We start from the raw sequence: 14,637 nt of genomic DNA, 5'->3' as shown, positions 1-14,637 counted from the left end.
CCACTACCTCAGCCGTTGGGCCCTACTGTCGCAACGATGGTCACTTGCTTGTTGTCAGGGATTTCCTGGTAAGCCAACACATGCAAACCCGGGACTGCCAGTCGGCCAAATCGCGACAGCATCGCGCGAACCGGACCGGCCACCAGCAGAATCACCGGTTGACCTTGCATTTCCTGACGCTGCGCCGCTTCGATCAACGAGCGTTGCAGTTTTTCAGCCATGCTTGGCTCCAGCAGAACGCCCTCTTCCGAGCCTTGTCCTGCCTTCTGAAGACTATTGAGCAATATTTGTTCCAACCTTGGCTCAAGAGTGATAACTGGCAGCTCCGACTCAGTCCCCACAATGCTTTGGACGATTGCACGGGATACGCCGACGCGTACGGCGGCCACCAGCGCGGCAGTATCTTGACTCTTGGCCGCATTGTTCGCGATCGCCTCGGCGATGCTGCGAATGTCCCGTACGGGCACCTGCTCGGCCAGCAACGCCTGGAGCACCTTGAGCAGCTGCGACAACGACACCACGCCCGGCACCAGCTCCTCGGCCAGTTTAGGCGAGCTTTTGGCCAGCAACTGCATGAGTTGCTGTACTTCTTCGTGGCCGATCAGCTCACTGGAGTGCTTGTACAAAATCTGGTTCAAGTGGGTTGCCACCACTGTACTGGCATCGACCACGGTATAACCGAGGGATTGCGCCTGCGCACGCTGGCTGATTTCGATCCAGACCGCTTCCAGCCCGAAAGCCGGATCTTTGGCGGTGATGCCGTTGAGCGAACCGTAGACCTGACCCGGGTTGATCGCCAGTTCCCGATCCGGATAAATCTCCGCTTCGGCCAGGATTACCCCCATCAGGGTCAGGCGATAGGCACTTGGCGCGAGGTCGAGGTTGTCACGGATATGCACAGTCGGCATCAGGAAACCCAGGTCCTGGGACAGCTTCTTGCGCACGCCTTTGATACGCGCCAGCAACTGACCACCCTGGTTGCGATCCACCAGCGGAATCAGGCGATATCCGACTTCCAGGCCAATCATGTCGATCGGCGTCACATCGTCCCAGCCAAGCTCCTTGGTTTCCTGAGCGCGAGCCGGCGATGGCAGCAGCTCCTGCTGACGCTTGACCTCTTGCAAGGCCTGAACCTTGACGATGTTCTGCTTCTTCCAGAACAGGTACGCGCCGCCGGCCGCAAGGGCCGCCATGCTCAGAAAGGAGAAGTGTGGCATGCCGGGCACCAGGCCCATGACCGCCATCAAACCCGCCGCCACGGCCAGCGCCTTGGGCGAGGCGAACATCTGGCGATTGATCTGTTTGCCCATGTCTTCCGAACCGGAAGCACGGGTCACCATGATCGCGGCGGCTGTCGATAACAACAGTGATGGCAATTGCGCCACCAAACCGTCACCGATGGTCAACAGCGCGTAAACCTTGCCAGCATCGCCGAAGGTCATGCCGTGCTGGAAAATACCGACCGCCATGCCGCCGATCAGGTTGATGAACAGAATCAGCAAACCGGCGATGGCGTCACCGCGTACGAATTTGCTGGCACCGTCCATGGAACCGTAAAACTCGGCCTCCTGGGCCACTTCCATCCGGCGCATTTTGGCCTGGTTCTGATCGATCAGACCGGCGTTCAAGTCGGCGTCGATCGCCATTTGTTTACCGGGCATCGCATCGAGGGTGAAACGCGCGCTCACCTCGGAAATCCGCCCGGCACCCTTGGTCACCACGACGAAGTTGATGATCATCAAAATCGCGAAGACCACGATACCGACCACGTAGTTACCACCGATCACCACCTCACCGAACGCCTGGATCACCTTACCGGCGGCGGCATGGCCGTCCTGACCGTGGAGCATCACCACTCGTGTGGAGGCCACGTTCAGCGCCAGTCGCAACAGCGTTGCCACCAGCAGAATGGTCGGGAACACCGCGAAATCCAGCGGCCGAAGGGCGTAGACGCAGACCAGCAACACGACAATCGACAGCGCAATGTTGAATGTGAAGAACACGTCCAGCAGGAACGGCGGCACCGGCAGCATCATCATGGCCAGCATGACCAGCAGCAACAACGGCACACCCAGATTGCCCCGACTCAGGTCGGCGACGTTTGTGCGGGCACTGTTGATAAACTGAGAGCGATCCACCGGTATTCCCCGTTCCTTTAAAGCAAACTTTTGACGCCCGAAGCAGACGCAGAGCGGCTACTGCAAGAAGCCTTCCAACTTTTGCAGGGGTTTGGAACAGAGGGGTTTATCGAGGGGATTTGTGTTGTTTGCGCTGACGCCTTCGCGGGCAAGCCTTGCTCCTACAAGATCGTGTCATGCGCAACTCGCGGACGACGTGACCTGTAGGAGCAAGGCTTGCCCGCGAAGGCGTCGGTACGGCTAGCACAAAAATCAGGAATCGCGCCGCAAATCCGGTGGAATCGGCAAATCATCCTTGAGCGGCTCGGGACGCTTGCCCTTGCCGGCTCGGTGCTGGCGGATCTGGTAGACATAGGCCAGCACCTGGGCGACGGCAAGGTACAGCCCGCCCGGAATTTCCTGCTCCAGCTCCGTGGAGTAGTAGATCGAACGCGCCAGGGCTGGCGACTCCAGCAGCAACACTTCATTGGCCACGGCGATTTCGCGGATTTTCAAGGCCACGAAGTCGCTACCCTTGGCCAGCAGCACCGGAGCACCACCTTTTTCCGCATCGTACTTGAGGGCCACGGCGTAGTGAGTCGGGTTGGTAATGACCACGTCGGCCTCGGGAATCGCTGCCATCATCCGCCGCTGGGACATTTCGCGCTGCAACTGGCGAATCCGCTGCTTGACCTCTGGTTTCCCCTCCTGATCCTTGTGCTCGTCGCGCACTTCCTGCTTGGTCATCAGCAGTTTTTTATGGCTCTGGTAAAGCTGCACCGGGACATCCACTGCCGCGATCAGAATCAGCCCGCACGCCATCCACAATGTGCTCCAGCCCACCAGCTGAACGCTGTGGATGATCGCCTGCTCCAACGGCTCATGGGCAATGCGCAACAAGTCGTCGATGTCCGCGCGCAGGACGGACAATGCAACAAACAAAATCAGCAGAAATTTAGCCAGCGCCTTGAGCAGTTCGATCAAAGCCGTGCTGGAGAACATCCGCTTGAGCCCCGCCGCCGGGTTCATCCGGCTGAATTTGGGCGCCAGGCTCTTGCCGGCAAACAACCAGCCACCCAGGGAAATCGGCCCCAGAAACGCCGCCAGCAGAAGCAACAGCAATATCGGCTGCACTGCCAGAAGGGCGATCTTTCCCGAATGCATCAGGTACTGACCCATTTGCCCCGGATCAAGCAACACATCCCGCGGCAGGGAGAAGTTCAGACGCATGATTTCCAGCAGATCCACAGCCAGACCGCCGCCATAGATCAACAATCCCCCGGCACCCGCCATCATGGTTGCCAGGGTATTGAGCTCTTTGGAGCGGGCGATCTCGCCCTTGTCCCTGGAGTCTTTTTTGCGCTTCTCCGTGGGGTCTTCTGTTTTGTCCTGACCGCTCTCGCTCTCGGCCATGGCTAGCGCGCCTGCGCCATGTCACGTAACAGCTGCAGGGCCTCGGTGGCCAAGGGCTGATACTGATTGAGAATGTCGCCGAGACCGACCCAGAAAATCACCAGACCCAGCACCAGGGTCAGGGGGAAACCGATGGAAAAAATGTTCAACTGCGGCGCCGCCCGCGTCATCACGCCGAAGGCGATGTTAACCACCAACAACGCCGTGATCGCCGGCATGACCAGGAGCATCGCCGCGCCCAGCACCCAACCCAGCTTGTTGGCCAGTTCCCAGAAGTGGTTGATCAGCATCGCACTGCCGACGGGCATCGTGGTGAAACTCTCCGTCAGCACTTCGAACACCACCAGATGCCCATTCATGCCGAGAAACAGCAGGGTCACGAGCATCGTCAGGAATTGCCCGATGACCGCCGCCGACACGCCGTTGGTAGGGTCGACCATCGAGGCGAAACCCATCCCCATCTGTACCGAAATGATCTGCCCGGCGACGACAAACGCCTGGAAAAACAGCTGGAGCGAGAGCCCCATCAAGGCGCCGATAATGATCTGTTCAGCGATCAGCAGCAGCCCGCTCAGGTCCAGCGCATGAACCTGCGGCATCGGTGGCAGGCCGGGCACGACAACCACTGTGATTGCCAGGGCGAAATACAATCGCACGCGGGTCGGCACCAGAGTCGTGCCAAAGATCGGCATGGTCATCAGGACGGCGCCGATGCGAAACAGCGGCAATATGAACGAAGCAACCCAGGTACTGATCTGGGTGTCGGTCAGCTGCAGCAGTGACATGGCTTAGCCAATGACCCGAGGAATATTGCCGTACAACTGCAGGATGTATTCCATGAAGGTCTGCACCATCCACGGACCGGCGACGATCAACGTCACCAGCATCACCAGCAGGCGCGGCAGGAAGCTCAGGGTCTGTTCGTTGATCTGGGTGGCGGCCTGGAACATCGCCACCAACAGACCCACGAGCAAACTCGGAATCACCAACACGGCGACCATCATGGTGGTCAGCCAGAGCGCTTCCCGGAAGATGTCTACCGCGACTTCCGGCGTCATGGCGAGACACCGCCGAAGCTGCTCGCCAACGTACCGATGATCAGCGCCCAACCATCTACCAGCACGAACAGCATGATCTTGAACGGCAGGGAAATGATCAGCGGCGAGAGCATCATCATACCCATGGCCATCAGCACACTGGCCACCACCAGGTCGATGATCAGGAACGGAATGAAGATCATGAAGCCGATCTGGAACGCGGTTTTCAATTCAGAGGTGACGAAGGCCGGCACCAGAATGGTCAGCGGCGCCTGATCCGGCGTCGCGATGTCGGTGCGCTTGGACAGGCGCATGAACAGCTCAAGATCGCTGCTGCGCGTCTGGGCCAGCATGAAGTCCTTGATCGGCACCTGGGCCTTGGCCACGGCATCCTGGGCGGTGAGTTTTTCCGCCAGATACGGTTGCAAGGCATCCTGGTTAACCCGGTCGAACACCGGCGCCATGATGAACATCGTCAGAAACAGTGCCATGCCGGTAAGGATCTGGTTCGACGGCGTCTGCTGCAGGCCCAAAGCCTGACGCAGGATCGAGAAGACGATGATGATCCGGGTGAAACTGGTCATCAGCATGACAAACGCCGGAATGAAACTCAGCGCGGTCATGATCAGCAGGATCTGCAGGCTGACCGAGTATTCCTGAGCACCCTGGGCATTGGTGCCCAGGGTGATCGCCGGGATCGACAACGGGTCGGCGGCGAAGGCCAGCGGCGCGGCCAGCATCAGGGCCAGCGTCAAGATGATGCGTAGCGCACCCATTACTTCTTATCCTTCTGATCCTTGCCCATTAGCTCCATCAGGCGCTGGGCAAACTCCGGGGTCGCTTTCTCGGTGACCGGCACTTGCACCGGCTCCTTGAGCACATGCAAAGCGGTGATGGTACCGGGACTCAACCCGAGCAGAATCTGCTCGTTGCCAACCTGCACCAGCATCAAACGGTCACGCGGGCCCAGCGCGCGGGAGCCGATCAGTTCGATCACCTGTCCCTTGCCGGCCGGCCCGGCCTGCTGGACCCGGCGCAACAGCCAGGCAAGGAAGAAGATCAACCCCAACACCAGCAACAAACCGAGCACCAGCTGCGTCAATTGTCCCGCCACACCACTGCTGACAGCAGGTGCCGCGGCAGCAGTCGCCACCGGCTCGGCCGCCAGAACACTGAACGGCAAGGCCAGCACTAACCCCAGAACCTTTTTCACTCAGCGCAGCTTCTTGATACGTTCGCTTGGGCTGATCACGTCGGTCAGGCGAATGCCGAACTTCTCGTTGACCACCACCACCTCACCGTGAGCGATGAGCGTGCCGTTGACCAGCACATCCAGCGGCTCACCGGCCAGACGATCGAGCTCGATCACCGAACCCTGGTTGAGTTGCAGCAGGTTGCGGATGTTGATGTCGGTGCTGCCCACTTCCATGGAAATCGACACCGGGATGTCGAGGATCACGTCGAGGTTCGGACCGTCCAGCGTGACTGGATCGTTGTTTTTCGGCACGCTGCCGAACTCTTCCATCGGCAGACGGTTGGACGGCGAGCTGGCAGCGTCGGCGGCCAGCAAGGCGTCGATGTCGTCCTGCCCGGCGTCGCCGGTTTCTTCCAGGGCCGCAGCCCATTCATCGGCCAGCGCCTGGTCGTCCTGGGTATTCATGTCGTTAGCCATCATGTGTCCTCGGCGGGCAACCCTTGAACGGGCTGCCGTCAGTTAATAGCGAATGGGGAGCAGCGCCGCTTAACGGCGCTCGATCGGCTCGATCACTTGCAACGCGAGGTTGCCTTTGTGCGAGCCCATCTTGACCTTGAATGCAGGCACGCCATTGGCGCGCATGATCATTTCTTCCGGCATCTCGACCGGGATAATGTCCCCCGGCTGCATGTGCAGGATGTCGCGCAGGCGCAACTGGCGACGGGCAACCGTGGCACCGATCGGCACGTCAACGTCCAGCACGTCCTGGCGCAGGGCATTGACCCAGCGCTCGTCCTGATCGTCGAGGTCCGACTGGAAGCCGGCGTCGAGCATTTCGCGCACCGGCTCGATCATCGAGTACGGCATGGTCACGTGCAGATCGCCGCCACCGCCATCGAGTTCGATGTGGAACGTCGACACGACAATGGCTTCGCTCGGGCCGACGATGTTGGCCATGGCCGGGTTCACTTCCGAGTTGATGTACTCGAAGTTCACTTCCATGATCGCCTGCCAGGCTTCCTTCAGATCGACGAAGGCCTGCTCCAGCACCATGCGCACCACACGCAGTTCGGTGGGGGTGAATTCACGCCCCTCGATCTTCGCGTGACGGCCGTCGCCGCCGAAGAAGTTGTCCACCAGTTTGAACACCAGCTTGGCGTCGAGGATGAACAGCGCGGTGCCGCGCAGCGGTTTGATCTTGACCAGGTTGAGGCTGGTCGGCACGTACAGCGAGTGCACGTATTCGCCGAACTTCATCACCTGCACGCCACCGACGGCAACGTCCGCCGAGCGGCGCAGCATGTTGAACATGCTGATGCGGGTGTAGCGGGCGAAACGCTCGTTGATCATTTCCAGGGTAGGCATGCGTCCGCGGACAATGCGATCCTGGCTGGTCAGGTCGTAGCTTTTGACGCTGCCGGGCTCGGCAGCGGTATCGGTCTGTACCAGACCGTCATCGACGCCATGCAACAGCGCATCGATTTCATCCTGGGACAGCAGGTCCTGCACGGCCATGTCGTGTTCCTACTGCAGTACGAAATTAGTGAAAAGCAACTGTTCGATGACCACTTTGCCGAGCTCTTTCTGCGCCACTTCCTGGACGCTCGCGGTCGCCTTCTGACGCAACATTTCCTGACCGACAGGCGACGCCAGGGTCGCGAAGTCCTGCCCGGAGAACAGCATGACCAGGTTATTGCGGATTACCGGCATGTGGACTTTGAGCGCTTCCAGATCGGCCTGGTTGCGGCCCTGCATGGTGATGCTCACCTGCATGTAGCGCTGACGGCCGTTCTGGTTGTAATTGGCCACGAAGGCCGGCGCCATGGGCTCGAAAATCGCTGGCTGCTTGCCGACCGGGGCGACTTCAGCCGCGGCGGCAGGTTTGCTCTGGGCGCTGTGCATGAAGAACCAGGTCGCCCCCACGGACAAGCCGATCGCCAGCAGCAGGGCCACCACGATCACAATGATCAGCTTGATTTTGCCTTTGGTTGCGGGGTCTTTTACTGCTGCTTCGCTCTTCGCCATGCCAATAATCCGTCACTATTCGGGTTTTCACAGTCGCACGGCAAGGCAAGAGCAAGTGTTATGCCAGAAGTGTCGGGAGGTATTGGAGACAGCGAATGATCGGTGAACACCGCACTTGTAGGAGCAAGGCTTGCCTTGCTCCTACAGCGTTTTGCGTTGGGTCAGGCGTAGTAGTCGACCGCGCTGGAACCGATGACGCTCGTCGTGCCGGCCGCCACTTCGGCAACAGTCGGCGCGAGTTCTTCGTCCATGCCGTCGAGACGACCGCCGCTGGCGTTGGTGCGTCCGCCCTGACTTTGTCGAGCCTGGTCCTGACCTTGCTGAGAACCGCGAGACTGGTCGGAGACGTTGACGTCAACCTGCCCCATGCCCTGCTGCGCGAACATGTCTCGCAAGCGATGCATCTGGCCATCCAGCGCTTCGCGAACGCTTGGGTGCGCACTCATGAAGGTCACCTGGGTCTGCTGGTCCGGCACCATGTTCACCCGAATATCGAGGCGACCCAGTTCGGCAGGCTGTAACTGGATATCAGCCGCCTTGAGGTTGGCACTGGACAGGTACATGACCCGGTTCACCACCTCTTCGGTCCAGCCGCTCTGATGCATGGCAATCGGCTGATTCACCGGCACGGCATTAGCGGTTTTCGGCGTGGCAGCCTGGGTCAGTGCAGCCAGACGGTTGGCGAAATCATCGACGCGGGTATCGCTGGTGGCAGACTTCAAATCCTTGAGGCCGTCATCGATCAGCCCACTAAAGGCTTTCTCGCCACCCTGACTGGTGCTGTCCTTGTCGGCCTGCACATCGAGCATTCCAGCCATGCCGGCGGCAAAGTTCTGCGCCGAGGTAGGCTCGCCATCAGCCTGGGTCTGGGCCGGCGTCGGCGTCGGTGCTGCCTTGGGCTGTGCCTGGCTGGCAGCTGAAATATGGCCGCCCTGCTCCATGGCCATGCGCACAGCCGGGAGAGCATCGAGCGGATCGGCCTCGGGATCGAAATCGCTATCCGCCGCCGCAACAGGAACCTGCGCCGTCGTCGTCGTCGTCACTGCTGGAGCGACAGGCATTTCCACTGGTGGTTGCTCAGCGACCACCACGGGCGGCGCCTCCACAACAGGGGCCGTCACAACGGGTTGCAACTCTGGCAGCAATGAAGGATCAAGGGCCGGATCGGCCGGGACAGTGTCGGCCACTGGCGTTTCGACGGCATCCTCGTTGGCGGCCTTGTCGTCGCTCGGCGCCGGTTTATCGGCGGGCAAGGATTTGCCGCTATCGGCAACCGTCGGTTCCGGGGCGGCAGGCTTGTCGTTGCCGACGTCCTTTTTGCCGGGGCTGTCCGGGGTTTTATCGCGCACCGGTTTTGCCGGCGCATCGGTGGCCGCAGAGGGCTTGCTCTGGGCCTGAGTGGCGTAAACCTGAGCGAAGCTGGACGCCTTGTCCCCGGGCTCAGCGGACAGCGCCGGTGTATTGGCGGAGGCGGCTTGAGTCTTGGCCTGAGCGGCGGCCTGAAGAAGAATATTGGGGGTAACGGGCATGAAACGGTCTCCGCTGCACTGGGATCGTAGGTACAGTTGCGCTGATACCTGCAAGGCTTGAGCCAGTTTTTCTCAAGCGGCGTTAAAAACGCCGGACGGTCGCACCGTCAGCGAGAGAGCGCTGGCGCTCTGCTTCGTAGAGGGGACGGATAATGGCGAATTCGCCATCGATTTCTCCGACCAGTTTCTCGATGCCGCTGAGGGGCATCTGCTTGCTGCGCTGCTCGAGTTCATGGCACAGCTCGGCGAGGCGTATGGCGCCCATGTTGCTGCAACTGCCCTTGAAACTGTGCGCCGTGGCACCGAGCGTCTCGGCATCGCCAGCCTTGTGCAACTGACTCAAGCGCTCTTCGGAATCGGCGAGGAAGGTATCCAGCAAAATTGAATACTCATCCTCCATGACCTCTTGCAACGCGCTCAGCACGTCGCGGTCCAGATGTGTGTCAGCCACTTGCTCACTCCTTGATCAAGAATGCGCGGATTATGCCAGAGCCTCCCAGAAAAATTCCACGCGGGCACTTCGACCTTCGTCGGACCAGTTGGCGTTGCGGCTCAACTGGCGGATCAGACTGACACCACGTCCCGACAGACGGATGCCATCAACCGGGCGCGCCATTACCCGCTCGACATCAAAACCTTTGCCACTGTCTTCGACCCGAATCGTCAGGCAACCGCCGTCGTCCTTTGGCGCGACCTGCAAATGCACCCGAACATAGCCGTCCTGAAGCTCATCCAGACGCGCATTGCGTTGCTGATAATAGCGGGTAAAACCCGAAGCATCGCGCTTGAGGCTCGAATCCAGACCCAGCACGCCGTGCTCCAGCGCATTGGAATACAGCTCCGCGAGCACACTGTAGAGCGCCCCGCTCTGCGCGCGCAAACCATGGACCTCCAACAGCAACTGCAAAAGATACGGCAGCGGATTGAAGCGTTTCAGGGTGGCGGCGCGGAACTCAAAACTCACCGACCAGTCCAGCGGGCAGGACTGGCCGCTATCGGAATAGACGGGCGCCGGCGGACTCAGTTGCTCCGCTTCAAGCAAGCTGACTTCGACCATGCTGACATCGTCGCGGGCCTCGCCACGAAAATCCCGCAGCGCCTGCTCGATCTCTTCGAAAAGCTGGTCAGGCTGACGGTTGGCCGCAAACACCTGCTGTAACCGCTCGACACCAAACAACTGCTCACGGGCGTCGCAGGTGTCGATGACCCCATCGGACAACAGGAACACCCGATCGCCGACAGCCATCGGAAAGACTTCAGTGCGGTCATCGAAAGTCTGCGGACTGAGCACACCGAGCGGCAAATGCCGGGCCGTCAGCGGCGTGCGCTCGCCGCTCGCAATGTTGTGCAGATAACCGTCCGGCATTCCGCCGTTCCAGACTTCCACCGAGCGTCGCTGAAAGCTCAGGCACAGCATCGTTGCACAACAGAACATGTCCACCGGCAGGATGCGCTTGAGCTTGGCGTTCATCTCGCGCAGGGTTTCCGACAGGCCGTAGCCCTTGGCGGTCATGCCGTAGAAGACTTCAGCCAGCGGCATGGCCCCGACGGCGGCCGGCAAACCATGGCCGGTGAAATCGCCGAGCAGCACGTGCATGTCGCCGGCCGGGGTGAATGCCGCCAGCAAAAGGTCGCCATTGAACAGCGCATAGGGCGATTGCAAGTAGCGGATATTGGGGGCGTTCAGGCAGCCGGAATGGGCAACCTTATCGAAAACGGCCTTGGCCACACGCTGTTCGTTGAGCAGGTAATCGTGATGCCTGGAGATCTGGTCACGCTGCTCCAGCACGGTGGCCTGCAGCCGCCGCAAGCGGTCCATCGCCTTGATTTTGGCGGCGAGGATCACCTGGTTGTAGGGCTTTGCCAGAAAGTCGTCGCCGCCAGCCTCAAGACAGCGGGCCAGCGCCTCGCTTTCGGTCAGCGAGGTCAGAAAGATGATCGGCACCAGGGTTTCCCCAGCCAACGCCTTGATCTGCCGCGCCGCCTCGAAACCATCCATCACCGGCATCATGGCGTCCATCAAGACCAGTTGCGGTCGTTGCTGGCGAAACGCTTCGACCGCTTCAGCGCCATTGGCCGCCGTCAGTACTTCATGGCCTTGGCGGCGAACGATACTCGACAGCAGCATGCGATCGGCCGCGCTGTCTTCAGCGATCAGTATCGTCAGCGGTTCGAACAACGATTGCATGGCCGTCACGCCACGTCGAAGATCTGTTCGAAGTTGGAGATGGCGAGAATCTTGCGCACATCGGCGTTGGCGTGGGTCAACGTGATCTCGGCGTTCTCTCCACCGGCGTGATCACGCAGCAGCAACAACATGCCGAGTGCTGAACTGTCGAGGTAAGTGGCGTCCTTCAGGTTCACTTCAAAGGACTCGGGTTTTGGCTCAAGGTTTTCGTAGGATTCACGAAATTCCTGATGCTTGGCGAAATCGAATCGTCCTCTGATCGATATCGTCAGTTTTTGTCCATCCTGGGAGACTTCTGTAACGACTGACATTGAACGGCTTCCTTGTCATGGGCGAACGTACGTGTACAAGGTTTAGCACTTGGCGGGAATGGGGGCAAGGCTGGAAATTTGTGGAATATTGAAGGACGCCTTCGCGGGCAAGCCTCGCTCATACAGGTTTTGTGTCGTTCGCCGATTAGAGGAGTGACACAAAACCTGTAGGAGCGAGGCCTGCCCGCGAAGAACGATAACGCGGTTTCACTGACTCAATACGGACTTTCGCGCGGCAACCGCTGCGACAACTCGTCCAGCAGCTTCTGCTCGCGCTTGTCTTCCAGTTGCCGCGCCTCGTCCGCGTAGCGCTGAACCAGCTTGCGCAAGCCTTCGACCCGGGCAAACGCCTGCTGCCAGGTGTCCCGCGCCTTGTGCAGGTTGTTCTGATGCCACGCCAGGCTTTGCCGCTGCTGATCGATGGCGACGCCCAATTGCGCAAGAAAGCCCTGATACCCCAGCAACCACTGGCCCGAAACGCCGCTACTGCCGCGAATGATCCACTGTTCCTGGTAGTCGAGACGAAAGGCTTCAAGGTCAGCAAGCTTGCTTTCAGCCAGGCGAACCTGCCCCTGAAAATGGCCCAATCGCTGGACGGCGGTTTTCTCAGCCTTCTCGGCCATATCGACCACCGGCGCCAGACGCCCTGCCCGACTCTGGGCCATGATCGATTAGCCGCCAGCCGCGGGCGCGAAGATCGAACCGAGATAGGATTCGCTTTCGCCCAGGCTGATCTTGTCGTTAAGCCCTTGACGCAGGTATTTGACCAGCTGCGGCTGCAGGGAAATCGCCAGGTCGGTTTCCCGGTCACCGCCGGCGACGTAGGCGCCCACGCTGATCAAGTCCCGACTCTGTTGATAGCGCGACCACAGCTGCTTGAAATACTGCGCGCGGGCCATGTGTTCCGGCGACACCACCGACGGCATGACCCGGCTGATGGACGCTTCGATATCGATGGCCGGGTAATGCCCCTCTTCGGCCAGACGCCGGGACAGGACGATGTGCCCGTCGAGTACGCCCCGAGCCGCATCGGCGATCGGATCCTGCTGGTCATCACCTTCGGACAGCACGGTGTAGAACGCCGTGATCGAACCGCCGCCCTTTTCGGCGTTACCGGCCCTTTCCACCAGTTTCGGCAACTTGGCGAACACCGATGGCGGATAACCCTTGGTCGCCGGTGGTTCGCCGATGGCCAAGGCTATTTCCCGCTGGGCCTGGGCGAAACGGGTCAGGGAGTCCATGAGCAACAGGACGTTCTTGCCCTTGTCGCGGAAATACTCGGCAATCCGCGTGCAATACATCGCGGCGCGCAGACGCATCAGTGGCGCGTCATCCGCCGGGGACGCCACGACCACTGAACGCTTGAGGCCTTCTTCACCGAGGATGTGCTCGATGAATTCCTTAACTTCTCGACCCCGCTCACCGATCAGCCCGACGACAATAATGTCGGCCTCGGTGAAGCGGGTCATCATGCCCAGCAGCACACTCTTGCCGACGCCGGTACCGGCGAACAGCCCGAGCCGCTGCCCGCGACCGACCGTCAACAAACCATTGATGGAACGAATGCCCACGTCCAGCGGCTCGCTGATCGGGTGACGCTTGAGCGGGTTGATGGTCGGGCCGTCCATCGGCACCCAGTCTTCAGCCTTCATCCCGCCTTTGCCGTCCAGCGCACGACCGGCGCCATCCAGCACCCGCCCGAGCATGCTCATGCCCATCGGCAAGCGACCGGTGTCAGCCAAAGGCACCACGCGAGCGCCGGGCGCGATGCCGGCAACGCTGCCGACCGGCATCAGGAAGACTTTACTGCCGGAGAAACCCATGACTTCAGCTTCGACCTGCACCGGGTGATAACTGTCGTCGTTGATCACCATGCAGCGACTGCCCATGGCCGCGCGCAAACCCTCGGCCTCAAGAGTGAGGCCGACCATGCGCAACAGGCGGCCTTCAAGGATCGGCGCGCCGGCCAGCTCCGTGGCCTCGGCGTAACCGCCCAGGCGTTTGGCGAAGCTGGTGCGGTCAAGGCGCATCGGGATCTTCCGGTTCGGCTGCGACGGCAGACTTGGCGTCGATCGGCAGTTCCAGGCTCAGGTCCGGCGCGGCCGGGTGCAAGGCCTGTTCGTGCAACTGATCGAACAGCTTGTCCATGACCCTGGCGATCCGGGTTTCGACCGTGGCGTCGATGCGACTGTGCTCAGTCTCGACCCGGCAACCGCCAGGCAACAACGCTTCGTCCTCGACGATGCGCCAGGTTTCTTCATGGCGCTCGCGCAGGGCTTTGACCTGTTCGAAATCCTGCGGATTGATGTACAGCCGCACATTGCCCACGCCCAGCGGCAACAGCTTGAGGGCGTCGCGCATGACGTGTTCGATCTGAGTCGAGTCGATGGCCAGTTCGCGCTGAATCACCTGTTTGGTGATGTGCTGAACAAGGTCGACCAGCGACTTTTCGATTTGCGTGTCCTGCTCGGCGATAGGCTCGAACAGGTTGGCCATCAGTTGCTCAAGTGCCGCGACTTTCGGTGTAAGGACTGCTTCGGCTTCCTGACGAACCTTGAGCGTGGTGCTGTGAAACCCTTCTTTCTCGCCCGTCGCGAAGCCTTCGTTGTAGGCCTCCTGGCGAATGCTTTCGAGCTCTTCGAGGGTCAGTGGCTGGACTTCTTCCAGCGGCACTTCTTCCATTTCCGGTGGCTCGGGCTCAGGTTCAGGCTCGGGCTCCGGTACGTGCGGGTCGAAACTGGGCAGCGACCAGACATCGAAACCACCGACGTCCTTGGCACGGATCAGGTCGGTCTGGGACTCATCATGTTTGGACGACATAG

16 protein-coding genes are annotated in these 14,637 nt (G+C 60.4%); all 16 read right to left on the bottom strand.

Translation table 11 applies throughout. From position 1 onward, the window contains the following. Positions 1 to 8: 8 nt before the first annotated feature. The 16 genes from flhA to fliH all read right to left on the bottom strand — a co-directional run bounded on the left by flhA (position 9) and on the right by fliH (position 14,635). Positions 9 to 2,138: a flagellar biosynthesis protein FlhA gene (gene flhA, locus KJF94_RS04730; protein ID WP_214381542.1), complete on the bottom strand. Its 2,130-nt coding sequence runs from the start codon at positions 2,136 to 2,138 to the stop codon at positions 9 to 11. Between the two features lie 252 nt (positions 2,139 to 2,390). Then, on the bottom strand, positions 2,391 to 3,530 hold the full coding sequence (flhB, locus tag KJF94_RS04725; protein ID WP_214381540.1) for a flagellar biosynthesis protein FlhB: 1,140 nt from the start codon (positions 3,528 to 3,530) through the stop codon (positions 2,391 to 2,393). A 2-nt stretch (positions 3,531 to 3,532) separates the two neighbouring features. Next, positions 3,533 to 4,315 (bottom strand): flagellar biosynthetic protein FliR, encoded by a 783-nt coding sequence (fliR, locus tag KJF94_RS04720; RefSeq protein ID WP_214381538.1) that lies wholly within the window; start codon positions 4,313 to 4,315, stop codon positions 3,533 to 3,535. 3 nt (positions 4,316 to 4,318) lie between these two features. After that, the gene (gene fliQ, locus KJF94_RS04715) at positions 4,319 to 4,588 is read right to left on the bottom strand and encodes a flagellar biosynthesis protein FliQ (RefSeq protein WP_214381536.1); all 270 of its coding nucleotides are present in this window, start codon (positions 4,586 to 4,588) and stop codon (positions 4,319 to 4,321) included. After that, positions 4,585 to 5,343, bottom strand: coding sequence for a flagellar type III secretion system pore protein FliP (gene fliP, locus KJF94_RS04710; RefSeq protein ID WP_214381534.1), 759 nt, complete (start codon positions 5,341 to 5,343; stop codon positions 4,585 to 4,587). Before fliP ends, fliQ begins: the two co-directional genes overlap by 4 nt. Next, on the bottom strand, positions 5,343 to 5,780 hold the full coding sequence (gene fliO / locus KJF94_RS04705) for a flagellar biosynthetic protein FliO (protein WP_214381532.1): 438 nt from the start codon (positions 5,778 to 5,780) through the stop codon (positions 5,343 to 5,345). Before fliO ends, fliP begins: the two co-directional genes overlap by 1 nt. Next, on the bottom strand, positions 5,781 to 6,239 hold the full coding sequence (fliN, locus tag KJF94_RS04700) for a flagellar motor switch protein FliN (protein ID WP_008151080.1): 459 nt from the start codon (positions 6,237 to 6,239) through the stop codon (positions 5,781 to 5,783). Positions 6,240 to 6,308: 69 nt separating this feature from the next. Next, positions 6,309 to 7,277 (bottom strand): flagellar motor switch protein FliM, encoded by a 969-nt coding sequence (gene fliM / locus KJF94_RS04695; RefSeq protein ID WP_008024584.1) that lies wholly within the window; start codon positions 7,275 to 7,277, stop codon positions 6,309 to 6,311. 9 nt (positions 7,278 to 7,286) lie between these two features. Continuing rightward, entirely contained in the window at positions 7,287 to 7,787 is a 501-nt protein-coding gene (gene fliL, locus KJF94_RS04690; protein ID WP_214381530.1) for a flagellar basal body-associated protein FliL, read from the bottom strand. Between the two features lie 161 nt (positions 7,788 to 7,948). Then, a complete protein-coding gene (locus tag KJF94_RS04685; protein ID WP_214381528.1) occupies positions 7,949 to 9,316 on the bottom strand; it encodes a flagellar hook-length control protein FliK in 1,368 nt (455 codons plus the stop codon). Between the two features lie 82 nt (positions 9,317 to 9,398). Further along, positions 9,399 to 9,767 carry an Hpt domain-containing protein gene (locus tag KJF94_RS04680; RefSeq protein ID WP_214381526.1) on the bottom strand — a complete coding sequence of 123 codons (369 nt, stop codon included), beginning with the start codon at positions 9,765 to 9,767 and terminating at the stop codon, positions 9,399 to 9,401. 30 nt (positions 9,768 to 9,797) lie between these two features. Continuing rightward, the gene (locus tag KJF94_RS04675) at positions 9,798 to 11,504 is read right to left on the bottom strand and encodes an ATP-binding SpoIIE family protein phosphatase (protein ID WP_214381524.1); all 1,707 of its coding nucleotides are present in this window, start codon (positions 11,502 to 11,504) and stop codon (positions 9,798 to 9,800) included. Between the two features lie 5 nt (positions 11,505 to 11,509). Beyond that, positions 11,510 to 11,815, bottom strand: coding sequence for an STAS domain-containing protein (locus KJF94_RS04670; RefSeq protein WP_214381522.1), 306 nt, complete (start codon positions 11,813 to 11,815; stop codon positions 11,510 to 11,512). A gap of 215 nt (positions 11,816 to 12,030) precedes the next feature. Continuing rightward, on the bottom strand, positions 12,031 to 12,480 hold the full coding sequence (gene fliJ / locus KJF94_RS04665; RefSeq protein ID WP_214381520.1) for a flagellar export protein FliJ: 450 nt from the start codon (positions 12,478 to 12,480) through the stop codon (positions 12,031 to 12,033). A gap of 6 nt (positions 12,481 to 12,486) precedes the next feature. Then, a complete protein-coding gene (gene fliI, locus KJF94_RS04660) occupies positions 12,487 to 13,845 on the bottom strand; it encodes a flagellar protein export ATPase FliI (RefSeq protein WP_214381518.1) in 1,359 nt (452 codons plus the stop codon). After that, complete coding sequence (gene fliH / locus KJF94_RS04655) at positions 13,835 to 14,635, bottom strand: flagellar assembly protein FliH (RefSeq protein WP_214381516.1); 801 nt, start codon at positions 14,633 to 14,635, stop codon at positions 13,835 to 13,837. Before fliH ends, fliI begins: the two co-directional genes overlap by 11 nt. Between the last annotated feature and the right edge of the window lie 2 nt (positions 14,636 to 14,637).

The organism is Pseudomonas hormoni, assembly GCF_018502625.1.
Lineage (GTDB): Bacteria > Pseudomonadota > Gammaproteobacteria > Pseudomonadales > Pseudomonadaceae > Aquipseudomonas > Aquipseudomonas hormoni.
Note: the sequence above shows the minus strand (reverse complement) of the source record. Positions and strands in the feature narration are given on the sequence as shown.

What these genes read in the sequence shown, in the direction of transcription:
- fliR (WP_214381538.1), bottom strand. Translation starts at nt 4,315, where the DNA reads ATGTCACTGCTGCAGCTGACCGACACCCAGATCAGTACCTGGGTTGCT.
- fliQ (WP_214381536.1), bottom strand. Translation starts at nt 4,588, where the DNA reads ATGACGCCGGAAGTCGCGGTAGACATCTTCCGGGAAGCGCTCTGGCTG.
- KJF94_RS04675 (WP_214381524.1), bottom strand. Translation starts at nt 11,504, where the DNA reads ATGCAATCGTTGTTCGAACCGCTGACGATACTGATCGCTGAAGACAGC.
- fliP (WP_214381534.1), bottom strand. Translation starts at nt 5,343, where the DNA reads ATGGGTGCGCTACGCATCATCTTGACGCTGGCCCTGATGCTGGCCGCG.
- KJF94_RS04670 (WP_214381522.1), bottom strand. Translation starts at nt 11,815, where the DNA reads ATGTCAGTCGTTACAGAAGTCTCCCAGGATGGACAAAAACTGACGATA.
- KJF94_RS04685 (WP_214381528.1), bottom strand. Translation starts at nt 9,316, where the DNA reads ATGCCCGTTACCCCCAATATTCTTCTTCAGGCCGCCGCTCAGGCCAAG.
- fliL (WP_214381530.1), bottom strand. Translation starts at nt 7,787, where the DNA reads ATGGCGAAGAGCGAAGCAGCAGTAAAAGACCCCGCAACCAAAGGCAAA.
- fliJ (WP_214381520.1), bottom strand. Translation starts at nt 12,480, where the DNA reads ATGGCCCAGAGTCGGGCAGGGCGTCTGGCGCCGGTGGTCGATATGGCC.
- fliN (WP_008151080.1), bottom strand. Translation starts at nt 6,239, where the DNA reads ATGGCTAACGACATGAATACCCAGGACGACCAGGCGCTGGCCGATGAA.
- fliM (WP_008024584.1), bottom strand. Translation starts at nt 7,277, where the DNA reads ATGGCCGTGCAGGACCTGCTGTCCCAGGATGAAATCGATGCGCTGTTG.
- flhB (WP_214381540.1), bottom strand. Translation starts at nt 3,530, where the DNA reads ATGGCCGAGAGCGAGAGCGGTCAGGACAAAACAGAAGACCCCACGGAG.
- fliH (WP_214381516.1), bottom strand. Translation starts at nt 14,635, where the DNA reads ATGTCGTCCAAACATGATGAGTCCCAGACCGACCTGATCCGTGCCAAG.
- fliI (WP_214381518.1), bottom strand. Translation starts at nt 13,845, where the DNA reads ATGCGCCTTGACCGCACCAGCTTCGCCAAACGCCTGGGCGGTTACGCC.